The following is a 26311-nucleotide window of genomic DNA, read 5'->3' as shown; positions in this document are numbered from 1 at the left end:
TGACAAAAACATTGATATGAACGAAGAATTACAATTTATTTTCGACAGTGCTAAAGAATCTATGCAAGCTGCATACGACCATTTAGAAAAACAATTACAAAAAATTAGAGCAGGAAAAGCCAGCCCGATGATGTTAGCTGGTGTAATGGTAGATTATTATGGTAGCATGACTCCTCTATCTCAAATTGCTAACGTAAACACCTTAGATGGAAGAACATTGACTGTGCAACCGTGGGAAAAAAACATGATGCAACCTATCGAAACAGCAATTATTAATGCCAACTTGGGTTTAAACCCTCAAAATAATGGCGAGACCATTATGATAAACGTTCCGATGTTAACCGAAGAACGTAGAAAAGACTTAACCAAGCAAGCAAAAGCAGAAGGTGAACATGCTAAAGTGGGTGTAAGAAATGCTCGTAAAGATGCCAATGATGAAATTAAAAAACTAAAAAATGATGGTTTAAGCGAAGATTTAGCCAAAGGAGCTGAAGCAGACGTCCAAAAATTTACCGATACTTATATTGCAAAAATTGATGGTTTAATTGATGCAAAAGAAAAAGATATTATGAAAGTTTAATACTTCCAAAAACATTATTTAAAAATCCCGTTTAGTTTTAAACGGGATTTTTTGTTTTTAAATTTGTCTTACCTTAGCTAAAAATTGATAAAATGGGTGTTAAAGCTTCGTTAGGTGTCGTATTTGCTAAACTTATTTATAAAAAAATAAAGAAGTGGAGTTCCAATCCTATTGAAACTCAAGAAAAAGTTTTTCAAGATTTAATTCAAACGGCAAAAAATACTGCATTTGGCAAAGACCATCATTTTAGCTCCATTAACAATTACGAATCGTTTAAAAATAATGTCCCTGTAAAAGATTACGAAGACATTAAACCCTATATCGAACGAGTAAAAAAAGGGGAAGAAAATGTATTGTGGCCTGGCTTACCCACCTATTTTTCTAAAACTTCAGGAACAACATCTGGAGCTAAATACATTCCTAACACAGCAGCTTCACTTAATTATCAAGTTGAGGCAGCTCGTAATGCTATTTTGTGTTACATACACGAAACCAAAAAAACCGATTTTATTAATGGTAAAATGATTTTTTTACAAGGTAGCCCCGAATTGGATCATTCTTTAAAAGTTCCTGTTGGTAGGTTGTCGGGCATTGTGGCTCACCATGTGCCAAAGTATTTACAAAAAAATAGATTGCCTTCCTATAAAACCAATTGTATTGAAGATTGGGAGACAAAAATAGATGCCATAATTGACGAAACACTTCCCGAAAAAATGACGTTGATTTCAGGTATTCCACCATGGGTTCAAATGTATTTTGATAGATTAGTAGAAAAAACAGGAAAGAAAAACATTAAAGACATTTTCCCTGATTTTTCGTTGTTTATTTATGGAGGCGTAAATTTTGAGCCTTACCGAGCCAAATTTGAGCAGACCATTGGTAAAAAAATCGACAGCATAGAAACCTATCCAGCATCAGAAGGCTTTATTGCTTTTCAAGACACCCAAACAGAACCTGGCTTATTACTAAACATCAACGCAGGTATATTTTTTGAATTTATTCCCGCTGACGAATATTACAACGAAAACCCTACAAGGTTATCGTTAAAAGATGTCGAATTAAATAAGAACTACGCAATTATCTTAAATACCAATGCAGGTTTATGGGGTTACAGCATTGGCGACACCATAAAATTTGTTTCGCTTAAACCTTATCGTATTATAGTTTCAGGTAGGATAAAGCATTTTACTTCAGCTTTTGGCGAACATGTTATTGGCGAAGAAGTGGATTATGCCATTGAACAAGCTTGTAAAGTATTAAATTTAGATGTAACCGAATACCATGTCGCCCCACAAGTGATGCCTAAAGAAGGCGGTATTGCTTATCATGAATGGTTTATAGAATTTTCTGCATCTCCAACCAAAACTTTAGAATTTGCTGAGGAATTAGATAATCAACTTCAAGGAAAAAATTCTTATTACAAAGATTTACGTAAAGGTGAAATGCTCGATATTATAAAAATAACTCCTTTAAAAATCGGCGCATTTAATGCTTACATGAAAGAAAAAGGAAAACTAGGTGGTCAAAATAAATTACCTCGTTTAGCAAATGATAGAACTATTGCAGAGGAACTTTATAAATTTAAAATTGATTTTTAATTCCATAAAGTAGTTATTTCATTTACCTTTGGCAGTAATTTTGATAAAAGCTACAACATCATCAAACTATAGACTTTACATGTTTCGAATCATTACATTATTGCTCATCATTTCTGCAAATTCGCTTTTTTCACAAGTTATATTTAATACTTCCTACCACAATTTAGGCGACATCAATAAAGAGGATAAAAAGTACTTTGATTTTACTTTAACTAATGCTGGAAAGGTTCCTGCCAACATTATAAAAATTGAGGAACCTTATGGAATAAGTTCTAGATTTTCAAAAAAAGTAATTGAACCTGATAGTACCATTACCGTTCGAATAAAATACACGCCAAAACGAAAAGGTGCTTTTAAACAAGATGTGCCTATATGGGTTAGCGTTAACAACGAACCTATTACTTTAACTTTAGAAGGAAACGCATTAACTTTTGATGTAAATGAAAAATTAGATTGTCCTGATTTTTCAATAATTCAAAAACCAATTGAGGAACGAGCAGATTTAAAAATAAATGTAGTTGACATCAACACTAAAAAACCCATAAAAAATGCTACAGTAGAAATTATTTGGGATGGTTTGGTGTATAAAAAAGTAAGTACCGATAAGCTTGGAGAAGTACTACAAAATTTGAAATTAGATAATTATTACTTGGTAGTAAATGCTGAAGGTTATGGTAGCAAAGAATCTGATTTTGTATTAGATAATACAAATAATTTTATTCAATTTGAATTGGGAGAACCTACCAAAGAAGAAATTTTAGCTAAAGAAGAACCTATAATCGTTGAGCCTGAAATAATTCCTGAGCCAACCGATACCATCTCAACAAAAGAACTTCCTGTAAATTTATATGCACCTAACAATGTGGTTTTCTTAATCGACGTATCAGTTTCAATGAAACAAAAAGGAAGAATGGACGTGTTAAAAGCATCGATGATTGAATTATTAAATGGACTACGACCTATCGATAAATTAGCCATTGTAACTTATGCCTCTTCTACCGATGTAGTTTTAGAATCAGAATACGTTACTGATAAAGCAAAAATCACCCAATTAATTCAAGATTTAACGGCTGGTGGTTATACCGCTGGAGCGAAAGGAATAAAAAAAGCCTACCAAGTAGCTAGAGAGAACTTTATTACCGATGGTAACAATCAAGTAATTATAGCTACAGATGGTGCATTTAACCTAGAAAAAAGCGATAAAACAATATTAAATGATGTTTCAGCCAACTACAAAAAAGGCGTTGCAATTTCGGTTTTAGGTGTTAAAAACGAAAAATGGACCATCTCATCAATGACGGCAATTGCTGAAGCGGGTGGTGGAAACTATTTACACATCGAATCCTTTGCTCAAGCACAACAAGTGTTAATGAACGAGATTAAAGCTAAATCGAGAAAAAAGTAAATGCCTCCCCAACCCCTCCGAAGGAGGGGCTTTCGAAGATGAGCGAAGAAAGACTGAGATATCTAAACTGAGAACTAAAAAATGTCTGAAAATATTATAAATAATGATGCTTCCAACTCCCCCTTCCTTCGGAGAGGGTTTGGGGGTGAGGCTAAAAAAAAAATAGCAATTCTTGGTTCTACTGGTTCCATTGGAACTCAGGCTTTAGAAGTTATCGAAGAACATGCCGACCAATTTCAGGTAGAGGTTCTTACCTCAAACACCAACGCTGATTTACTTATAAAACAAGCCATAAAATTTAAGCCCAACGCAGTTGTTATTGTTGATGAAAGTCAATACAAAAGAGTAAAAGATGAATTGTGGGGGCATGATATAAAAACCTACACTGGAAAAGAAGCTCTTGCTCAGGTTGTTGAAATGGCTGATATCAATATAGTTCTAACCGCTCTTGTTGGTTATGCTGGACTAAAACCAACCATTCACGCTATAAAAGCAAAAAAAACAATTGCTCTTGCAAATAAAGAAACGCTAGTTGTAGCCGGGGAACTAATCACCAAATTAGCAACAGAGAATGGCGTTCATATTTATCCTGTAGACTCAGAACATTCGGCAATTTTTCAATGTTTGGTTGGGGAAATATTAAACCCTATTGAAAAAATATACCTAACTGCTTCTGGTGGCCCTTTTAGAGGTAAAAAAAGAGCAGACTTGCAAAACATCACCAAAGAACAAGCTTTAAAACACCCCAACTGGACCATGGGAGCAAAAATCACCATCGATTCTGCTACACTCATGAACAAAGGTTTAGAAGTGATTGAAGCAAAATGGTTGTTTAATTTAAAGCCTGAACAAATTGACGTAATTGTCCATCCACAATCCATTGTGCACTCTTTAGTTCAGTTTACCGATGGAAGTATGAAAGCTCAAATGGGTTTACCTGATATGAAGCTACCCATTCAATATGCTTTAACCTATCCCTATCGATTTCCTTCAAAATCGCCGCGTTTTAATTTTATGGATTATCCAAATTTAACCTTCGAAAAACCAGATTTGGAGACTTTTAAAAATTTAAAACTCGCTTATTTGGCTCTTGAAAAAGGAGGTAATTTAGCTTGTATTTTAAATGCTGCAAATGAGATTGCTGTAGAAGCCTTTTTAAAAGATAAAATCAAGTTCTTGGATATTGCCGTCATCAACGAAAAGTGTATGGAGTCTATCACTTTTATCAAAAACCCTACGTATGAAGATTATGTGAATACAGATATAGAAACAAGGTCGTTTGCAGAAAGTCTAATCCCTTCATAATTTTCCAATTCTTTCAAACATTTTTCTAAATCAAACTCACTTTGTGTTTGAGTATAAAAATGTCCTTTTTTGTGATGGTATTTTGCCAAATATTCTTGCTCGGTTTGCCCTGGCGTTGGAACTAAAATGGCTTTTTTTCCTAAAGTAGCTAAATCCATAATGGTACTATAACCCGAGCGACTAATTACCACTTTACTTTTTTGAATATAATCTATAAATTGGCTTGTATCAAGGTGATTGAAAATAGTTAATAATTTATTGTCACACTGAGCTTGTCGAAGTGTATTTTTGTCTTCTTCGACGAGCTCAGAATGACAAGTGTTTTGTGGTAGTCCTCGAACTAAAACACCTTTTAAGTTGCTATTTTCAACTTGTTTTAAAATCAAATTTTCGAAAATGGTTCGTTGTGGCTCTGGACCAGAAATGATGACCATGAAATCGTATTCTTCTATAAGATTGCTTCGTTCCACTCGCAATGACGAGAATCTTGACTGAATTCCAATAAATTTGTAATTGCTTGGTAAGGGTTTTTTATGCGACAAGTCTCCGCTTAAATTCTGCTCACCTTCCACATCTGGAATCCATACCTCATCAAAATTATCCAAGTAGCTTTTTAATAATTTCTCAATCAACCACTCTCCAGTTGGTGCTTTTATAAAAATTTGATGCGTTATCAAAACCGATTTCACCCTTTTGCTCCATAAACCGTAACGATTATCAGAAACCACCATATCAATACCAAGCTCATCTATAATATGCTCCAACCACTTCTGTTCATCGTTAATTGCTCTTTTTATTTTTGGAAGTTGAGTTATCATTTTAGTTACCATCGAATCTCCTTTAGGGTATTCAATTTCGTACCCTTTCAAATCAATAAACGTTATATCAGGAAATTCGTTTTTTAACAATGCCAATTGATTGCCCGATGAACCAACAATAACCTTATGGTGTTGTTTTATAAAAGAGTGGATAATTGGAATGCATCGAGCTGCATGACCCAATCCCCAATCAAGAGGACAAACAAATATGGTTTTTTGTTTATCCAATTTTTTCACTTAATTCAATAAGTTTTTGCATGGTATTGAAGTTACGTGTGGTACAACTAACTTTTAATTTTTTTTCAAAAAACACATTGTGCCACTTAGCATTTCCATACCCATTGGGATAAAAACAATATACAACATCATCCGTTATGTTGAAAAACTCTACAGTTTGTTCTAATTTATTCAATTCGGCAACGAAGTCTTTATTAGGTTCTTCAGCTAATAAAGTATAATAAATCGCTTTTAGCTTATCTTCATTTCCATACAAAAATGAATGTCCTTCACTAATTTTTTTTAATTGAGAGGATTCTAAAACTTGAACATCCACATCGAATCCGAACTGTTTTAAAATGGCTTTTTTTATTTCGTTTTGTATTTCCTCTACTTCTTTTTTTGTTGATGAAAAAACTACATTTCCGCTTTGAATATAAGTAGTTACATTGCTAAATCCAATGGCTTCAAACATGGTTTTTAGTTCAGTCATTTTTATTAATTTCTGACCGCTTACATTAATCCCTCTCAATAAAGCTATGTAGGTTTTTATTTCTTTCATTTTTTAACTTGGATTTCACTACGGAGATTCTCCCCCTCCTTCGGAGGGGTTAGGGGAGGCTTTTTATGTTTCCATCTTCGATGAGTCCAAAGCCAATATTGAGGCAATTCATTAATGTTTTCTTCTAAAAAACGATGTGCCTTTTCAATAATTCCACCTTGTTTCATCTCATTCGGGTGTTCAGTTACCAATTTAAATTCTGCCTCATAATAACCTCTTTTTGGTTTGTGAATAACACCATAAACAACTGGTAAATTATATTCTTTGGCATATTTTTCAGCACCATAAAAAACAGCAGTGTCTTGATTTAAAAACGTCATCCAATATGCTTTATCCGGATTTGAAGGGCTTTGGTCCATTCCAAATATTATCCCTTTTGGTTTGCCAAAATCTTTTTCAAAATATTTTTTAGTTTGGCTCATCGGGCACAACTTCATCCCAAACCGTTGACGGGAAGTTTGCATCTTGTTATCAAAATATTTATTCGATAGCGGTTTGTAAATCCCTATTAACAAATGCCTCATTTGCATCGAAACACCAAGCGCCAATATCTCCCAATTATTATAATGCCCTCCAACAAAAATCACATCTTTACCTTCGTCGTAAAGTTTATCAACTAACGCTCTATCTCTAACTTTAAATCGTTTGTTTAGTTGTTTTTCAGAAATTGTAAATCCTTTTAAACTTTCCACAATAACATCACAAAAATGAGCATAGAATTTTTTTGCAATTTGGTGATGTTCTTTTGGTGCTTTGTTAGGGAATGAATTTTTTATATTACCATAAACCACTTTTTTGCGGTATCCCAAAACATGGAACATCATAAAAAAAGCAAAATCAGACAATCGATAAAGCAAAAAATAAGGCAAATACGAAATGGGTAAAATCAACAAATAATATACAATACGATTAACCATAGAATTAACTGATATACAACATTAAAAAATCAGATAAAGTTAACTATTTTTGAAATATGGTAGCGGTAATATCAGGAGCAACAAGAGGATTAGGAAAGGCATTGGCTTTGGCATTTGCTAAAGAGGGTTATTCTTTGGCGTTAACAGCTAGAAATATTACCGATTTACAAGCTTTAGAAGCCGAAATTAATAGAAATTATAGTTCTGATGTGCTAATTTATGCTGCCGATTTAGCTGATAAAACGCAAACCTTAACGTTTTCGAAATTGGTTTTAGCTAAATTCAAAAATATTGATGTGTTGATTAATAATGTTGGTAAATACGACACTGATAAAATTACAGATGACGATGTTGATTTTGAAGGGATGATGAATGCTAACGTAAATTCTGCTTATTTTCTATCCAAGGAAATTGCTGCTAAAATGTGTATTAACGAAAATGGACACATTTTTAATATTTGTTCGGTATTGAGTTTAGCTCCAAGAGTAAATGCAGCATCGTACACCATTTCAAAACATGCCTTAAAAGGTTTTAATGATGTTTTACGCGAAGAAATGCGGGAGTATGGCGTAAAAGTTACCGCTATTTATCCAGGCTCAATTAATACTTCATCATGGGAAGGTATTTTTGCTCCAAAAGAAAAGTTTGTTCAAACCGACGATATTGTTAACATTATTAAAGCTTGTTTAAAAACTTCCAAACATGCTAATATAGAGGAAGTAGTAATAAAACCTTTAGATAAAAATTATTAAGTATGATTAAAAAAATATCAATAGGCTTAATAGCCCTACTACTAGTTATTATTCAGTTTTTTAGAATTGACAAAACCAATCCAGCAATAATTCAAGAAAATGATTTTATTACCATCACCAACCCACCTGAAAACGTCGCTGCAATATTAAAAACAAGTTGCTACGATTGCCATTCTAACGAAACTAAATACCCTTGGTACACCAATATTTCTCCATTATCGTGGTGGATAAAACACCACATTAATGAAGGTAGGGAGGAACTAAACTTTTCTGAATGGGGAACATTTAAAGAAAAACGTAAAAACCATAAACTAGAGGAATGTATAGAGTTAATTGACGAAGATGAAATGCCATTATCAAGCTACCTAATTACTCATAGCGATGCAAAATTAACTGCTGATGATAAAGGTTTTTTACTAGAATGGTTTAAGGAACAAAAAGGGAAATAAGTGTTAGGCGAAGGAAAAAAAATATCGAGATGGAAAGAAATGGAAACCTTTCCAAATGTAATTGAACCAAAATTTTACGACGTTTTTGAAAAAGACCATAATTACAAAGGAAAGTGGCAACAAGAGGTTTTTAAAAACAACAATCCGATTGTTTTAGAATTGGGCTGTGGTAGGGGTGAGTATTCAGTTGGACTGGGGAAACACTACCCTAACAAAAATTTTATTGGTTTGGATATTAAGGGTGCAAGAATTTGGAAAGGAGCAAAACAAGCTTTAGATCAAAAGCTAAATAACATTTTTTTTATACGAACACACATTGATTTAATTACTTCCTATTTTGCTCCAAATGAAGTTGATGAAATTTGGATAACTTTTCCCGACCCACAACCACAAAAAACGAGAGCTCGAAAACGATTAACCTCTCCTATGTTTATTGAAAGATATAAAAAGCTACTAAAACCAAATGGTATTATTCATTTAAAAACCGATAATGAAGGGTTTTTTAGGTATACTTTAGAAGAAATTCAACGAAACAAATTCAACTTGATTGAACATACTTTTAACCTTTACAACGAAGATTTAAAAAATTTAGATTCAAAAACACAAGATATCTTGTCTATCAAGACATATTACGAAAACCTCTTTTCCCAAAAAGGGCACAAAATACATTATCTAAAATTTTCGTTTTAAGCGTAATTTTTAAGTTTAAGATTCCTATATTTATTCAACTATTGAACAAATAGTTGAATAAATAATCTTAAATTCACCTTGCTGAATTATTCACACTAAACTATTCATTAACACAAAAAGCTTATGAAAACTACAATTACATCTTTGTTTTCAGCATTTATGCTAGTCATTTCAACGACTGCTTTTGCTCAAAACTCAAGTTCGTTATGGACAAAAGTTGACAAGTCAACATTAACAAACAAAAATGAGGTAAGAAGAGCTGCTTATCCTAAAGATGCTCAATATTTTAACCTTGATTTAAATCAATTAAAAAATGTTTTAGCAACTGCCCCAAACAAAGAAAATTTTACTGGAAAATCTAATGTAATTGTAGAATTTCCTACTCCGGAAGGTACTTTAGAGCATTTTAGAGTATGGGAAGCGTCAATTATGCATCCTGATTTAGCGGCTAAGTTTCCAACAATTAAAACATATGTAGCCCAAGGTATTCAAGACCCTACAGCAACAATGCGTTTTTCTGTAACCGAATTTGGTTTACACACTCAAACTTTATCAGGAACAAGAACGCCTAGTTATATTGATCCTTTTACAACTGATTTAGTAAGCTATATTGTTTACGACAAAGCATCGTTAGGAGAAAGCACTTCTGCTTTTGAATGCTTAACAGATGATGATGTAAATCTACCATCTTTAAAAACTGGGGGCTCTACTATGAAAGCCGATGTTAATGACCAAAAGCTTAGAAAATTCCGTTTAGCACAATCTTGTACTGGTGAATATGGTACAATTTTTAAAGGAACTGGAACAACTGCACAACAAAAAGCTAACGTTCAAGCTCAAATGGTTATTACCATGGCTCGAGTTAATGGTGTTTATGAAAGAGATTTAGCAATTACGATGGAGTTCATTCCAAATAATGATACCTTAATTTATTTACTAGCCGCATCAGACCCTTGGACCAATGAATGGAATACAAAAACTGCACAGACAATTGACGCAAATGTGGGTGTTGCTAATTATGATATTGGTCACAATTTTAATACTACAGGAGGTGGTAATGCAGGCTGTCTATCGTGTGTTTGTTTAAGTACTTCTCAGTCTGGAACACATAAAGGAAGAGGCTACACTGGTAGTTCAAATCCTACAGGAGACCCTTTCGATATTGATTATGTTGCTCATGAAATGGGACATCAATTTGGCGGATATCATACTATGAATACATGTAGCAGAAGTGGAAATGGTCAAACAGAGGTTGAGCCATGTAGTGGTAGTTCGGTGATGGGATATGCTGGTATTTGTTCTGTAAATGTTCAAAACAATAGTGATGCACATTTTATTTACAACAACATTAGAGATATTTCATCTAATGTTCAAACTGGAAATAGTACTTGTGGTGCTATTACTAGTTTGACCAACAATCCTCCAACTGCAAACGCAGGAAGCAATTATACCATACCAAAAAGTACTGCTTTTATTTTAGAAGGTATTGGAAATGATCCAGATGGAAATGGTTCTTTAACTTACGAATGGTGCCAAAACGATCCTGCTCAAACTCCAGGGACTAGTGCTCCAGTTTCAACTTGGACTGTTGGTCCACTTTATAGAGCTAAATATCCTACAACATCTCCAAATAGATATATGCCACGTATACAAGATGTAATTGCAGGAAACTTAACACCAACTTGGGAAGTTACTCCATCTGTTGGAAGAACATTAAATTTTTCGTTTCTGGTTAGAGATAATGATCCACTTGGAGGTCAAGTTGCTTCAGATTTAATGACGGTTACAGTTAACGGAACTGCTGGTCCTTTTGTTGTTACTTCTCAAAATACTACAGGAATCACATTGAACTCAGGTGCTTCAACTCCAGTTACTTGGAATGTTGCTGGTACTACTGCGTCACCTGTAAGTACTCCAAACGTAGATATCTTCCTATCAAAAGATGGTGGTTTAACTTATCCCGTAACTTTAGCAACGGGAGTTCCTAACAACGGGTCAGCAAATGTTGTTATACCTTCTGGTAATGTTACAACTCAAGGAAGAATAATGGTTAGAGGTGCTGGAAATATTTTCTACGCAATTAACAGTAAAAACTTTGCTATACAAGATGCAGAATTTGTAATGAATTTCTCTAACACAACTTCATCAAATTGCCCAGCTGTTGATGCTGTATATGATTTCACTTACAACACGTTTTTAGGATTTAGCGAAACAACAACTTTTAGTGCTACAGGACAACCAGCAGGATCAATTGTAACTTTTAATCCAACTTCAGCGAGTACTGATGGAACACCTGTTCAAGTTACTATTAGTGGTTTAACTGCCCCAATGGCGGGTTCATATTCAATTGATATTACAGGAACAGCTACTTCGGTGACAAAACTTGCTACAATCACATTGGATGTATTGAATCCAAACCCAACTGCTGCAAATCTTACGTTACCTGCTGATGTTGCGACTGGAATTGATCCAGGAACAACATTTACGTGGTCAAGTGGTGGTGCAGGGGCAATGTATAATATTGACATAGCTACTGATGCCGCTTTTTCAACAATTATTGATGCCGCTACAGGGTTAACTACAAACAGTTATGTTTCTTCTTCGTTGTTAAACTCTACTACTTATTATTGGAGAGTTACAACATCTAACAATTGTGGAGTAGCTCCTAGTTCTTCAGTGTTTAGTTTTACTACTTCAAGTTGTTCAGTAACAATGAGTCCAAACGTACCTGTTGCAATATCAACATCTGGAACACCTGTTGTAACTTCAACAATCAATATCCCAACTGCAGGAACAATTAGTGATTTAAATGTTGTTGATTTAATTGGTACACATACATGGATTAATGATTTAATAGTAACATTAAAAAGCCCTGCAAATACAACGGTTACATTATGGACAAGAATCTGTAATAGTGAAGACAATTTTGATGTTAATTTTGATGATGCGGCTACACCAGGTGCATTGCCTTGCCCACCAGTAGGTGGTGGAACTTACCAGCCAAATCAAGCATTAAGTGCATTTAACGGTCAAAACCAACAAGGTACTTGGACATTAACTGTTTCTGATATGGCAAATGCTGATGGAGGATCATTAACAAGTTGGGGATTAAATATTTGTTCGGATGTAGCTCCAACGGGAGTTACTACCTATGCTAATTCAACTGAAGTTAGAATTTACCCTAACCCTACTTCAAACATATTAACTGTTGATTTAGGAACTTTAGAAAACATTGAAACCATTACTTTAACTGATTTACAAGGAAAAGTATTGCTTCAAAATAGAAGCATCAATACTAACATAATGAAAATTGATTTATCTCAATTTGGTAATGGATTTTATATGTTACAAGTTCAAGGGAAAGACTTAAACAATGTTTTTAAAGTTTTAAAACAATAAAATAATCGTATAGATTATAGAATAGCCCGAACTTAGTTCGGGCTATTTTTTTGCAACAAAAACAAATTATATTCGTTTTATGATAACTGGCACAATGTTTGAAATATCTATGTCAAATCAAATTACAATGAAAACAAAAATTTTAATAACAGGTCTAATTTTAACGGTAATCTTCTCTGCTTTTAGTTCAATGGAGCAAGAAGCAACCGCACAAATTACAGAAACTAACACCTTAAGAAATGTTGAAGTTAACGCATTTAAGCCTGGCGAAGTTTTAGAGTATCGTTTGCATTACGGTGTAATTAACGCTGGAACAGCCAAGTTAGAAGTAAACAAGTTAGATAAAAAAGTAGAAGGAAGAGAAGTGTTTCATATTGTTGGAACAGGACAATCGAAAGGTGCTTTTGACTGGTTTTTTAAAGTACGAGATAGATATGAAACCGTTTTTGATGCAGAAGGAGCTTTCCCTTGGGTATTTAAAAGAGACGTGAATGAAGGTGGTTATAAAATAAAACAAGACTATAAGTTTATTCAAAAACAAAATAAGGTTATTAATGAAAAAGGCGTAGAATTTAAAGCTCCGGAAGGAATTCAAGATATGCTATCATCATTCTATTATGCAAGAACTATTGATTTTAGCAAAGCAAAAGAAGGAGAAATATTTACGATATGGTCGTTTGTGGATGATGAAATTTGGCCTCTAAAAATAAAATTTGCAGGAAAAGAAACTGTTAAAGTTGAAGGTAAAAAATACAGAGCGTTAAAATTTCACCCAGTTATACAAACTGGTCGATTATTCAAAAACGAAACCGATGTGAGTGTTTGGATTTCAGACGACATCAATAAAATTCCATTATTAGCTGAAGGCAAAGTTTTGGTGGGTTCTGTAAAAATGGAGTTAACCAGTTACAAAGGCTTGGTTGGACCAATATCTAAAGTAGATTAGTTCACATTAATTTGTTTAAAACATTATATTTTATTGGGCGTTGAAGCAATTCAACGCCTTATTTTTATGCATCCAAATTTGTGGCATGTTTAAAAATAAAAAATTCATCTTCATCTCTTTAATTATAGCTGTACTTCTAGGTATAATAATTATTAATCAAACCAACATTTTCTTTAAACCAAAAGAAGTTGCTAAAGAAGCAAAAGACACTTTGCCTAAAGAAACCTTTGAATACGGCATGAGGACAGATACTTTCACTGTTCATAAAAGTAAAATTGAAACCAATGAAATTATCTCAAACTTATTGCTGAAATATAAAATTCCGCAAGAACAAATCTACCAATTGGTTAATCAATCAAAACCAATTTTTGATATTGAAAGAAACTTAATTGCAGGAAAAAAATATACCGTTTTTTGCTCAAAAGATTCGCTCGGAAAGGCGCAGTGTTTTATTTACGAACCTAATGCCATTGAATATGTTGTTTTTGATTTAAGAGATTCTATTCAAGTTTACAAGAAAAAAAAAGAGATAAAAAAAGAGATAAAAACAGCCTCTGGAGTCATTACATCCTCTTTGTACAAAACTTTACAAGATGCAAACATTTCGCCAGTTCTAGCCATAGAATTATCAAATGTTTATGCTTGGGCAATTGATTTTTATCGTATTCAAAAAAACGATTGGTTTAAAGTGGTGTATGAAGAAAAATCGGTTGAAGGAAAATCAATTGGCATAGGTCGAATTATTTCAGCTCAATTTAATCATGGTGGTAAAGATTTTTATGCTCATTTATTTAATCAAGATGGCATTCCTGATTATTTCGATGAAAAAGCCAAAAGCTTACGTAAAGCGTTTTTAAAATCGCCCCTTAAATTTGGGCGTTTAACATCTGGATTTACCATGAAACGTTTTCATCCTGTTCAAAAAATTAACAAAGCACATTTAGGAACTGATTACGCAGCTCCAAAAGGCACTCCAATTTTAGCAACTGGAAACGGAACTGTTATCGAATCTGCTTATGGCGTTTTTAATGGTAATTATGTAAAAATAAAGCACAACAGTACCTATACCACTCAATATTTACACATGAGTAAAAGAGGGGTTAATAAAGGACAAAGTGTTAAGCAAGGAGATGTAATTGGCTATGTAGGCAGTACAGGTTTAGCTACTGGACCTCACGTATGTTACCGTTTCTGGAAAAATGGAAAACAAACCAATCATTTAGCTGAAGAATTTCCAACATCTGACCCTATTAAGCCAAACTATAAAGATAGCTTCAACTTGGTGATGAAAGAAAACATCAAAAAACTTGATGCAATAACCGTTAAAAAGAAAAAATAAGTTCTGGTTTATTTAACTGGTGAACAACTAAATCGGAGTTCTTTAACTACCTTTGCAGACGAATGTCGGCACTTAAAAACATAAAAAGTTTAAGCAAAGAGGAAATCAAAGACTTTTTCATACAGCACCATGAAAAACCTTTTAGAGCAAATCAAGTTTACGAATGGTTGTGGAAAAAAACAGCTACTAACTTCGATGAAATGACAAGTTTATCTCTATCCATTCGAGAGCTATTAAAAAGCCATTTTACCTTAAACCATGTAACCATTGCCGAGTCTCAAATAAGCTCCGATAAAACCATAAAAAATGCTTTTCGGTTACATGATGGTAAAATTACCGAAGGTGTTTTAATTCCAACAAAAACAAGAATGACAGCCTGTATTTCATCGCAAGTGGGATGTAGTTTAACCTGTAAATTTTGTGCAACTGGTAAACTGGAGCGTTTAAGGAACATTGATGCCGACGAAATTTTTGATCAAGTTGCTTTAATTAAAAAACAAGCAGAAGAAAAGTATCAAACACCTTTAACCAATATTGTTTATATGGGTATGGGTGAACCGTTGTTGAACTACAAAAACGTACTTCAATCTGTTGACTTAATTTGTGCAGATGAAGGATTAGGGATGTCGCCAAAAAGAATAACTATATCTACAGCAGGTATTGCTAAAATGATTAAAAAATTAGGTGATGACCAAGTGAAATTCAACCTTGCTCTTTCTTTACACGCAGCTACCGATGAAAAAAGAAGTCAAATTATGCCCATAAACGACCAAAATAATTTGGAAGTTTTGGGTGAGGCTATTCAATATTTTCATGAAAAAACAGGCTCTAGAATAACCTTTGAATACATTATCTTTAAAGATTTTAACGATGGTATTGAAGATGCTCAACAATTAGCTAAATTTTGCAAACAAGTACCTTGTAAAATCAACATTATTGAATACAACCCTATTGATGATGCAGAATTTCAGAAGGCTGACAGCAAAAAAACGGATGATTTTGCCAAATATTTAGAAGAGAAATGCAAGTTGGTAGTCAACGTTAGACGAAGTAGAGGAAAAGATATTGATGCAGCTTGCGGTCAGTTAGCAAATAAAAACAAAGCAATAAACTAAATTATACTTATGGGTATCTTAATTAAAAATGCCACTATTGTTAACGAAGGCAAAATTTTTAAAGGTCATGTTTTGATTGAAAAAGAATTGATTGCTAAAATTTTTAATGAAGATTCTAATATCACTGCATTTGAAAAAATGAATCAAGTCATTGATATTAATGGAAAGTATTTATTACCAGGCGTAATTGATGATCAAGTGCATTTCCGTGAACCGGGATTAACTCATAAAGCAACCATACAAACAGAATCAAGGGCAGCTGTTGCTGGTGGAATTACTTCTTTTATGGAAATGCCAAACACCTTTCCAAATACACTTACTCAAGAATTACTACAAGATAAATATAATATTGCCGAGAAAACATCTTATGCAAATTACTCCTTTTACATGGGTGCATCGAACGATAATATTGATGAGGTTTTAAAAACTGACCCGAAAACGGTTTGTGGAGTAAAAGTGTTTATGGGTTCATCAACAGGCAATATGTTGGTCGACAATCCTGAAACATTAGAAGAATTGTTCTCAAAATGTAAATTGCTAATAGCTGCGCATTGTGAAGATGAAGATACCATCAAAAAAAACATGGCTATTTACAAAGAAAAATACGGAGAAGACGTTCCTGTTACTTGTCATCCAGAAATACGTAATGAAGAAGCTTGTTACAAGTCATCTTCACTTGCCATTCAATTAGCTAAAAAACACAATACTCGCTTTCATTTATTTCACCTCTCTACAGCCAAAGAGCTTGGGTTGTTAGAAAACAAAACACCTTTAAAAGAAAAACGAATAACAGCTGAAGCTTGTGTGCATCACATGTGGTTCAGTGATGAAGATTATAAAACCAAAGGCAACTTTATTAAATGGAACCCTGCAGTTAAAAAAGCTACCGACAGAGATGCTATTTTACAAGCTGTTATTGATGGAACTATTGATGTAATAGCTACCGACCATGCTCCTCATACGTTAGAAGAAAAAAACAATACCTATTTTTCTGCTCCATCGGGTGGTCCGTTGGTTCAACATGCCTTAGTTGCAATGTTAGAACACTACCACAATGGAAAAATTAGTTTAGAAAAAATGGTTGAAAAAATGAGCCACGCTGTTGCTGATTGTTTTAAAATTGAAAACCGTGGTTTTATCCGAGAAGGTTATTTTGCTGATTTTGTTGTAGTTGATTTAAATAATCCTTGGACTGTTAACAAAGACAATCTTTTATACAAATGTGGTTGGTCTCCTTTTGAAGGAACTACTTTTAAAAGCAAGGTTTTAACAACCATTATCAACGGTTCGGTTGTTTATACTAACGGTAAATTCAATGAAAATTATAGAGGAAAACGATTAACTTTTAATCATTAATCGCTTTCTCTTTATTATTTATTTACGATAATCAGTTTTCCCTTAAAGGTTGATTCATTCTCATTACTAATCTCATAGAAATAAATTCCTGAACTTAATGAGCTAATATTGAATGTTGATTTAGTTGAACTCAACTTCTCTGACATCAACAATTGCCCATTAATTGTAGTAATTGTGAAAATAGTGTTGTTTAAGTTTTTACTTTCAATTGTTATCCAATCTTTTGCTGGATTAGGATAGATTAAAAAGGCTCCATCATTAAGAACTGAAACAACTCCAGTAGAAATATCAAGAACAATGGTTTCATTCAAACTACAACCGTTTGCATCAGTTACTGTTACTGTATATGTTCCTGAATTAATGCTCGATAAATCTTCAGTAGTGTCAGTAGTTGACCAATAGTAAGTATAAGGTGCAACACCTCCAGAAACAGTATAATCTATTTCTCCATCATTAACTAAAGCTGAACTAGGAGTAGTTACGGTATAACTGGTTGTAAGTAATGGTGGGTTTGTAATAACAATTGTATCCATTGTTGCACCACAAGTAGACGATTGGTCGGTAATTTGCAAATAATAGGTGTCCGCACCTAAACTAGTTATTGCATTACTATCTATCGTAGTATTAAAAGTTGAAATTGTTCCGTTGTTATTTGATAGGTTAAAATTCCAAGGACCATTTCCAGAGGTTTGTGCAATTATTTGTGCGTCAGTTGATTCAAAACAGGTTGGATTAATTACCTCCTTTGTTTTATTATTCCAAATGTGTAATAAAAATCTTGCTGAGTCGGTTGCACTAGTGTGGTAAAACGTATATGAACTACTTGTTATAACATTTGTTTTAGTTCCTGTTTGTAAATCCTCTAATATTGCACACGATAAATCTGTTAAATTGTTTTTGTCAAACGTCATTGTAATCAACCCATTTGAAGATGCCAACACTTTTACTGGCATAGTAAGACTTGTTCCTAATTCATAACTATTTACAGATAACTCATCATTGTTGTTTATTAATGCTATATAAGGCATATCTACATCGGCGCTTGCTAATTTGTATGCATCAAAATCTGCATCAAAACTATCGGTAGATCCTTCAATAAATCGTAATACAGATTCATCATGCTTTGATCCTTTTTGAACACCAAAAGTTAATAGTTGTTGATTAGCAATGGCATCTCTTATAAAAGCTTGGTCAACTGCTGATTTACAAGTTTCTCTAACAGTTAAAACTGGTGATGCTGCATTTGATTGCACCCAAAAGGCTTGTGAAGAAGCTATGTATCTAGAACCTCCATTTGTTCCAATTCCTGAAACGTATGACGAAAATTGTTGGTTTTGAGGATTCCAAATATAAATGGCATTATTTATTCTTGTTTTCGTCCAATTTGCAGAATTCCAATCTATAGTGCTTGGATAAGGATTTCCAACCATATTCCAACCATCATTTGCAGCACCGGCACTACTTGTAAATGTTACAGGCAAATTAATATTTCCTTTATTAGATGGTCCTGTTACATCAACTGTAAAAGCTTGTGTTCCTGTAATGGTATCCCCACTCCATACCCATAATCCTTGACCTACTAATTGTATTTGTAATATTTGTTGCAGCAACATATCCGCTATCTTGAATAATCGGTTTGGATTCATTATAAAAATAAATACTTACTATAGGTTTGCGCTGTTAGGTAATTTGGATATTGGCTACCAGTAAATCCACTCATAATAAAATCATCTTCCAATCGGCGATAGTTGTACCGCTTGTGCTGTAGTTAAAAATCTCCAATTGGTTGCACCAGCACCAATATAACGCTGCATGGTAATGTTTCCTATAATATCTGATCCCTAGGAATAGTGGCAATTCTTGCAGTACCACTAATATCTGAAATCAAAGTAAATACTTGACTGTTGGTATTAAAAGTCCCTGATGTAAGTGTTAACGTTCCAATTAAATTTTGTGCTTGAGATAAAGATGCCCCAGCTGTATTACTTAAAGTGATGTTTCTAAAATTAGTAACTGCTGATCCTCCAATAGTTTGAGTTGCAGATCCATTAAATGTTACGGTTCCATTTTGAGCTAAAAAGTACCATTATTTGTCCAGTTTCTTTTTACGTTCACCCCATAATTATTTGTGGTAACATCAAGTGTTACGCCAGAACCTATCGTTAAATTACCATTGGTAGTAATTGCTCCTCCTAATGTTTTTGTGCCAGAACCACTTAGCATTAAATGGTTAAAGGTTTCACCAGTAGTTTTTGTAATGCTTTGATTAACTCCATTAAAATTTACCGTAGCTGTTCCTGGGGTAAATGTTCCTGCATTCAGCCAGTTACCTCCTAATGTAATGTTTAAATTGTTTGCATTTAAAACTCCTGAATTAACAGTAACTCCGTTTGCAATTATTAATGGATTGGTGTTTAAAAGGGCTGTTGCTCCATTATTCACAACCAATCCACCTATTTCTTTTGTAGAATTAATTTGCATGGTTTGTCCTGCTGGGGTAGAGGCATCTCCAATTTGTAAAACACCTCCTGTTACACTCCCTGTTGACCCAGTATTCAAATATCCCAAATTTCCAGCTCCAGAACGTCTAATGATAATTGTTCCACCACTCATGTTAAAAGTTGAACCAACTTCATCCATTCTAAATGGAGCTGCTCCAGCAGTAGTAGAACCAACAGTGTTCAATGTTAATGTTCCTCCAGTCATATTGTAAAACGAAATTACTGGAGTTCCAGCTTTATCTAACCTTCCAGCTATATTAATATTCCCACCATTAAAATATACTTTTCCTCCTATTGAGGTTAAATTATTGTTTGTAGCATTTCCAATGTTTAATGTTCCAGAATTTACTCTAATCACTCCGTACAATGTTAGTGTGCCTCCAGTTGTATTAATGATAGCCGAAGCATTGTTTACCCATAAACCTGTTGATAATGGCAATGTTACGCCTCCTGTAAAAGGTGTGATATTGGCTGCACTTGATAGTTTAAATGTCCCGTTGGTCAGCGTTAGAAAATTAGATGAGGCTACCGTAAAATTTGAAGCCGTAATATCCAATGTATTACTACTTACAGTCCCCATGTTTACATTTATATTATTAAAACGAAGCATCCCTCCTGTTCCAGAAATAGTTTGATTACCATTTTTGTTAAATGTGGTATTAGCAAAACTATTTCCATCAGAAGCAAAGTTGAGAGTTCCGTTATTGGTAATATTTCCTTTTAGCGTAACATTATGTGATGTGTTTGAGCCAGTATTTGCAATAAATTGGGCACCACTATTTATAGCTAAATCGTTATTTACAGTTACAGTTCTTGCTGTATTATTATTACCTATTCGTAAAATCCCTGAGGTTCCTTGCCCTACTGTTAAATTATTACAAGTTGCATTCGCATTAATGGTTACAGTATGCCCATTGGCAATAATAACATTATCTCCAGCTGTCGGAACACCAGATGGCGACCAACGAGATGCTTGATTCCAATTACCTGAGCTCACAGAAATTTTATTGCCAGCAGCATTAGTCGCTTGGTTGCCTAAAACAGCAGAACTTAACCTACCATCACTTACGGCATAAACTTTCCAATAATACGTTGTTCCGGGTAGCAAACCTGTTGAAGCATAGCTAGTTGTATTTGCACCAGTTTGAGTAATAAAATTAAAATTTATATTGTCGGTCGAATTATATAATACATATCCTACTTCGTTAGAACACCAGTTTGCCCAATTTACAGTCATTCCAGAAGAAGAAATTCCTGAAAATGAAAGAGCGGCTGGTGGAGTTCCATTGGGGGTAGGAGGTGTAAACGCTAGTTTTGAATTTGATGTAGGAACTGTTGTTAAATTATTTTTTGCAGTGCTACTAAATGTTGTAGTATTTGCTGTTTGTTGAGTTAACAATCTAGTTGCATTTGCACCACCTGATGTCCAATTGTTGTTTATTCCACAAGCATAACGTAAAGGATAACTTCCTCCTGCAACGCCTGTCATGGCACCATAAACAAATTCAATAACTCCAGTAGTTTCATACAGTTTTACTTGAAAATTATAATTAGCATTTGGAGTATTTGTTGGTGAGTTCCAATGGTCAAAGTTTAACCACTCTACAGTTAACACTCGGTTTGGAGCAGTTCCTGTAACATTATAAAAGATACTTGTTGCAATAGGATTTGTACCACCATTTCCTGTCCATAAGTCTCCGTAAAGAGGTGCTAAAGCTAGCATTGTACTATTTGCAGTTGAAAATTGATTACTCCAATGAGAACCATAAGGTGAGGATCCCGAAGGCGTATTTCCTTGTGAGGTTGAGGCAGAAAAATCAATTACACCATTTAAACTAACACTGAAATTTGAATATCGAACACCTAAATACCAAAAATCAAACCCAATAGGAACTTGGTAGCTTCTGTTATCATCATTTTGATTAGATGATGTATTTCTCCAAATAAAATAAGATGGACTACTTGCTGCAATTGAATTGTATGATATTCCCGTTTGACGAGTTACCGGAGCATAATTAGCACAACTTTGTGCAATAACAACAGTTTGAATTCCTAAAGAAAATATTAGAAATAAAGAAAGTAATTTTGTTCGCATAGGATTTTTTTTAAGTTAAACAATGGTAATTGTTACAAAATCAAATTTAATTCTATTTAATTGTTAAATTTTAATATTTAGATAAACAGCTTAATACCGTAGATTAACCTATGGTTTTTAGCGAAAATACTTAATTTTTAGTAGGTACTAATACGTATTTATACCTAAATTGGTTGCGTGAAAATGCGTAGATTTTAACATAAATAGCATAAATGGAAGAAATTATTAAAATAAATGATCTTGCAAAAAAGTTAAACTTAACTTCAAAACAAGTAAAAAACACACTTGAGTTACTCAATAATGGAGCTACAATTCCATTTATATCAAGGTATCGAAAAGAAGCTACAAATAATTTGGACGAAGTACAAATTGAGGCTATTGCTATCAACTACCAGAAAATGTTGGATTTTGAAAAACGAAAAGAGTTTATCATTGCTTCAATTACCGAACAAGGAAAGTTAAGTGCCGACATCAAACTGAAAATTGATTCTTGTACCGAAATTCAAGAATTGGAAGATATTTATTTGCCTTTTAAACCACGTAGAGAAACCAAAGCTGACAAAGCCGTTGCCTTAGGTTTAGAACCTTTAGCAAAAATCTTAATGTCGCAAATTGGTTATGATTTTGATTCGATAGCTCAAAAATATGTAAACTCAAAAGTTACTGATGTTGAAACAGCCATTTCTGGGGCTAAAGACATCGCTTCACAATGGATTGCTGAAAGACAAATTATTCGTCAAAAAATGAGAGCATTGTTTTGGAATTCGGGATTCATCTCGTCAAAATTGGTAAAAGGAAAAGAGGATGAAGCCGAGAAATACAAAGACTATTTTGATTTTGAGGAATCCATCAAAAAAATAAAATCGCACCGAATTTTGGCACTATTTCGTGCTCAAAACGACAGTTTACTAAAAGTAAATATTGAACCCGACAAAAAAACGGCTCTTTCGATAATAGAACAAAACGTAATTAAACCCAATTCACCTTTCGAAGAAGAATTGAAAGATTGTATTAAAGACTCTTACACAAGACTTATTAAAACTTCTATTGAAACAGAAATACGAAACGAACTGAAAACAAAAGCGGATGAAGAAGCCATCAATGTTTTTGCCGATAATTTACGTCAACTTTTACTACAATCGCCTTTAGGAGGAAAAAGAGTTTTAGCTATTGACCCTGGATTTAGAACGGGCTGTAAAGTGGTTTGTTTAAACGAAAATGGAGATTTGTTGCATAATGAAACCATTTATCCACATGCACCACAAAACGAAACCAAAAAAGCACAAAATAAAATTGCAACACTTGCCAATCAATATAAAATTGAAGCCATAGCAATTGGCAATGGAACAGCTAGTCGCGAGACTGAAAATTTTATCAAATACACGCCTTTTTCTACAGAGGTAAAAGTGTTTGTAGTTAATGAAGCTGGTGCTTCTATTTATTCTGCTTCTAGCATTGCTCGCGAAGAATTTCCAAATTACGACGTAACTGTGCGAGGCTCTGTTTCAATTGGTCGTCGATTGATGGACCCTTTAGCTGAATTGGTAAAAATTGACCCTAAGAGTATTGGTGTAGGACAATATCAACACGATGTTGACCAAAAGTTGTTACAACAACAACTAGACAATGTAGTAATAAGCTGTGTAAATAAAGTTGGCGTAGATTTGAATGTAGCCAGTAAATATTTATTGACTTACATTTCAGGAATTGGACCTCAATTGGCTGAAAATATCGTAAATTATAGAAAAGAACACGGTGGTTTTACAAGTAGAGAAGAATTAAAAAAAGTAGCCAAACTTGGTCCAAAAGCTTTTGAACAAGCTGCTGGTTTTTTACGATTGGCAAACGCCAAAAACCCTCTCGACAACAGTGCTGTTCATCCCGAAAGTTATAAATTGGTACAACAAATTTGCAAAGACGCCAAAACAACTGTAGAGAAAATTATTGGGAATGAAGAGCTTATCAATCAAATTAATTGGAACAATTATGTTAGCGAAACGATTGGAGAGTTGACATTAACTGATATTAAAAATGAGTTGTTAAAACCTGGAAGAGATCCTCGAAAAACTGCTAAAGTTTTTGAATTCGACAAAAATTTAAAATCAATTAACGATGTAATTGTTGGTATGAAAATTCCTGGAATAGTGAATAATGTGACCAATTTTGGAGCTTTTGTAGATATCGGGATTAAAGAAAACGGGTTGATACACATTTCTAATTTAGCGAACGATTATGTTGCCAATCCATCTGATGTGATTAGTTTGCATCAACACGTTATGGTTAAAGTATTGGAAGTAGATAAAGAACGTAAACGAATTGGATTGAGTTTGAAAGATTGATTTACGCTGTCAACTCCCCTCTTAAATTTTGTTGTAACAATTTTATCGTTTCTTCCTTCGATAAATTCAATCCCAATACATACATTAATTTGGTGGTAGCGGCTTCAAAAGTCATGTCTTTTCCGCTAACAACACCAATTTTATTAAAAAATGAGCTGGTTTCGTATTTGCCTTGCTCAACCGAGCCTCCTTGGCATTGACTAATGTTTAAAATAATGATGCCTTTCTTTATGGCTTCGCTTAATAAGTCGATAAACCAAATTTGAGTAGTAGCGTTTCCTGCTCCAAAAGTTTCCATCACTATTGCTTTTAATCCTTTTGTATTGATTACCGATTCAATAAATTGTTTCGAGATACCTGGATACATTTTTAATGTAGCAATGTTGTCGTTCAAATTAATTCGTTTAACCAACTCTTTATTAGAGTAGTTTTGAATTTTATCGGAGTTAAATTTTAGGTTTACGCCAGCTTCAGCTAAAACAGGATAATTGGGCGATGTAAATGCTTTAAACTCTTCTGCACTTGTTTTAGTTGATCGATTTCCTCGATACAAGTTGTACTCAAAATACACCGAAACTTCTGGTACTGCAGGCCTGTTGTTAATTTGTGTAGTAGCAATTTCTATGGCTGTCAATAAGTTTTCTTTAGCATCCGTTCGCATCACACCAATTGGCAACTGCGAGCCGGTTAACACTACTGGTTTGTTCAAGTTTTCTAACATAAAACTTAATGCCGAAGCTGTAAACGACATGGTGTCTGAACCATGTAAAATAACAAAACCATCGTTTGTTTGATAATTATCGTAAATAATTTCGGTTAATCGAACCCAATTCTCCAATTGAATATTCGAAGAATCGATAGGAACATCAAACGATTTGATGTTGATTTGATGAGCAAACTTTTTTATTTCAGGAATTTCTTTCAACAGCGAATCAAAATCGAACGACTTTAACATTCCTGTTTTTTCGTCCTTCACCATTCCTATGGTTCCGCCAGTGTATATGATTAAAATTGAACTCACAATAACAAATGTAGTTTAAAAACCAAACACTTCAATAGAATTTTGAGTGGTAATTTTTGCCACATCTTCAATTGGTAGTTGATAAATGTCAGAAAGTTTTTCGGCAATATTAACAATGTAGCTCGTTTCATTACGTTTTCCACGATAAGGAACTGGTGCTAAATAGGGAGAGTCGGTTTCTAAAACCAAGTGTTTGATATCAATATGTTTGAATACCTCTTCCAACCCAGAATTTTTAAAGGTAACTACCCCTCCTATTCCAAGCTTAAACCCTCCGTAAGCAATCACTTTATTTGCTTGTGATAAATCACCAGTAAAGCAATGAAAAATACCTCGCATTTTTTCGTCGTTTAGTTCATCTAAAATCTCAAAAATCTCGTTAAACGAATCTCTGCAATGAATAACGAATGGCAAGTTTCTTTCTTTTGCCCAATTAATTTGGGTTCGGAAAGCATCTTGTTGTTGGGGTAAAAAAGTTTTGTCCCAGTACAAATCAATACCAATTTCGCCAATGGCACAAAATTTTTGCTGATTTAAGTGTTGTTCAATAATTTGGAGCTCTTCTAAATAATTTTCTTTAACCGATGTTGGATGCAAACCCATCATGGCAAAACAATTTGTTGGAAATTGTTGTTGTAAAGCCAACATTCCAACTATAGAAGAGCTATCAATGTTTGGCAAAAAAATCCTCTCTACTCCAGCACTAATAGCTTTTTGAATCATTGCTGTTCTATCCTCATCAAATTGTTCGCTATATAAATGAGTATGGGTATCAGTAAAAATCATGTGGCAAAAATACATAAAAAGAGATTCCATTCCTGCGAAGCAAGGAATCCAGCTAAACAACCAAAAACTAGTTCCCGTGTCAAGCACGGGATGAAGCTAACTTTAAATGTAAAAAAAGAATA

The 26311-nt window shown here is 33.8% G+C and carries 20 protein-coding genes; 13 read left to right on the top strand and 7 right to left on the bottom strand.

Annotated features, from left to right (window positions below):
• Positions 1-16 precede the first annotated feature (16 nt).
• The 4 genes from frr to H6589_08185 all read left to right on the top strand — a co-directional run bounded on the left by frr (position 17) and on the right by H6589_08185 (position 4888).
• Positions 17-580, top strand: coding sequence for a ribosome recycling factor (gene frr / locus H6589_08200; GenBank protein MCB9174576.1), 564 nt, complete (start codon positions 17-19; stop codon positions 578-580).
• Between the two features lie 92 nt (positions 581-672).
• Complete coding sequence (locus tag H6589_08195; protein MCB9174575.1) at positions 673-2178, top strand: GH3 auxin-responsive promoter family protein; 1506 nt, start codon at positions 673-675, stop codon at positions 2176-2178.
• A gap of 79 nt (positions 2179-2257) precedes the next feature.
• On the top strand, positions 2258-3583 hold the full coding sequence (locus tag H6589_08190; GenBank protein MCB9174574.1) for a VWA domain-containing protein: 1326 nt from the start codon (positions 2258-2260) through the stop codon (positions 3581-3583).
• 81 nt (positions 3584-3664) lie between these two features.
• A complete protein-coding gene (locus H6589_08185) occupies positions 3665-4888 on the top strand; it encodes a 1-deoxy-D-xylulose-5-phosphate reductoisomerase (protein ID MCB9174573.1) in 1224 nt (407 codons plus the stop codon).
• Here the strand turns inward: H6589_08185 and H6589_08180 are convergent.
• The 3 genes from H6589_08180 to H6589_08170 are packed head-to-tail and all read right to left on the bottom strand — an operon-like array spanning position 4831 to position 7401.
• Positions 4831-5934, bottom strand: a complete 1104-nt coding sequence (locus H6589_08180) for a glycosyltransferase (protein ID MCB9174572.1) — start codon at positions 5932-5934, stop codon at positions 4831-4833. The two genes, H6589_08185 and H6589_08180, sit on opposite strands and share 58 nt — an antisense overlap.
• Positions 5927-6484 (bottom strand): DUF1697 domain-containing protein, encoded by a 558-nt coding sequence (locus H6589_08175; GenBank protein ID MCB9174571.1) that lies wholly within the window; start codon positions 6482-6484, stop codon positions 5927-5929. Before H6589_08175 ends, H6589_08180 begins: the two co-directional genes overlap by 8 nt.
• A complete protein-coding gene (locus tag H6589_08170; protein ID MCB9174570.1) occupies positions 6481-7401 on the bottom strand; it encodes a lysophospholipid acyltransferase family protein in 921 nt (306 codons plus the stop codon). The genes H6589_08175 and H6589_08170 overlap by 4 nt, the downstream gene beginning before the upstream one ends.
• A gap of 56 nt (positions 7402-7457) precedes the next feature.
• Here H6589_08170 and H6589_08165 point away from each other — a divergent pair, with 56 nt between their 5' ends.
• The 8 genes from H6589_08165 (at position 7458) to H6589_08130 (ending at position 17447) form a co-directional block, all read left to right on the top strand.
• Positions 7458-8153 (top strand): SDR family NAD(P)-dependent oxidoreductase, encoded by a 696-nt coding sequence (locus H6589_08165; protein MCB9174569.1) that lies wholly within the window; start codon positions 7458-7460, stop codon positions 8151-8153.
• Between the two features lie 2 nt (positions 8154-8155).
• Positions 8156-8602, top strand: coding sequence for a heme-binding domain-containing protein (locus H6589_08160; GenBank protein ID MCB9174568.1), 447 nt, complete (start codon positions 8156-8158; stop codon positions 8600-8602).
• A 39-nt stretch (positions 8603-8641) separates the two neighbouring features.
• A complete protein-coding gene (trmB, locus tag H6589_08155; GenBank protein MCB9174567.1) occupies positions 8642-9292 on the top strand; it encodes a tRNA (guanosine(46)-N7)-methyltransferase TrmB in 651 nt (216 codons plus the stop codon).
• Positions 9293-9415: 123 nt separating this feature from the next.
• Complete coding sequence (locus tag H6589_08150) at positions 9416-12691, top strand: proprotein convertase P-domain-containing protein (protein ID MCB9174566.1); 3276 nt, start codon at positions 9416-9418, stop codon at positions 12689-12691.
• A gap of 127 nt (positions 12692-12818) precedes the next feature.
• On the top strand, positions 12819-13637 hold the full coding sequence (locus tag H6589_08145) for a DUF3108 domain-containing protein (protein ID MCB9174565.1): 819 nt from the start codon (positions 12819-12821) through the stop codon (positions 13635-13637).
• An 85-nt stretch (positions 13638-13722) separates the two neighbouring features.
• Positions 13723-14976 (top strand): peptidoglycan DD-metalloendopeptidase family protein, encoded by a 1254-nt coding sequence (locus H6589_08140; protein MCB9174564.1) that lies wholly within the window; start codon positions 13723-13725, stop codon positions 14974-14976.
• A gap of 62 nt (positions 14977-15038) precedes the next feature.
• A complete protein-coding gene (gene rlmN, locus H6589_08135; protein ID MCB9174563.1) occupies positions 15039-16091 on the top strand; it encodes a 23S rRNA (adenine(2503)-C(2))-methyltransferase RlmN in 1053 nt (350 codons plus the stop codon).
• A 9-nt stretch (positions 16092-16100) separates the two neighbouring features.
• Positions 16101-17447: a dihydroorotase gene (locus tag H6589_08130; GenBank protein ID MCB9174562.1), complete on the top strand. Its 1347-nt coding sequence runs from the start codon at positions 16101-16103 to the stop codon at positions 17445-17447.
• Between the two features lie 14 nt (positions 17448-17461).
• Here H6589_08130 and H6589_08125 read toward each other — a convergent pair whose 3' ends face one another.
• Positions 17462-19093 carry a T9SS type A sorting domain-containing protein gene (locus H6589_08125; GenBank protein MCB9174561.1) on the bottom strand — a complete coding sequence of 544 codons (1632 nt, stop codon included), beginning with the start codon at positions 19091-19093 and terminating at the stop codon, positions 17462-17464.
• A 427-nt stretch (positions 19094-19520) separates the two neighbouring features.
• Positions 19521-22043: a fibronectin type III domain-containing protein gene (locus H6589_08120; GenBank protein ID MCB9174560.1), complete on the bottom strand. Its 2523-nt coding sequence runs from the start codon at positions 22041-22043 to the stop codon at positions 19521-19523.
• 212 nt (positions 22044-22255) lie between these two features.
• On the opposite strand from H6589_08120, the gene H6589_08115 reads away from it, so the two are divergent.
• Positions 22256-24382: an RNA-binding transcriptional accessory protein gene (locus H6589_08115; GenBank protein MCB9174559.1), complete on the top strand. Its 2127-nt coding sequence runs from the start codon at positions 22256-22258 to the stop codon at positions 24380-24382.
• Between the two features lies 1 nt (position 24383).
• Here H6589_08115 and H6589_08110 read toward each other — a convergent pair whose 3' ends face one another.
• Together H6589_08110 and H6589_08105 are read right to left on the bottom strand one after the other, a co-directional pair.
• Positions 24384-25403, bottom strand: a complete 1020-nt coding sequence (locus H6589_08110; protein MCB9174558.1) for an asparaginase — start codon at positions 25401-25403, stop codon at positions 24384-24386.
• A 15-nt stretch (positions 25404-25418) separates the two neighbouring features.
• On the bottom strand, positions 25419-26189 hold the full coding sequence (locus tag H6589_08105; GenBank protein MCB9174557.1) for a TatD family hydrolase: 771 nt from the start codon (positions 26187-26189) through the stop codon (positions 25419-25421).
• Between the last annotated feature and the right edge of the window lie 122 nt (positions 26190-26311).

Source organism: Flavobacteriales bacterium, from assembly GCA_020635795.1.
GTDB lineage: Bacteria > Bacteroidota > Bacteroidia > Flavobacteriales_E > Vicingaceae > Vicingus.
Note: the sequence above shows the minus strand (reverse complement) of the source record. Positions and strands in the feature narration are given on the sequence as shown.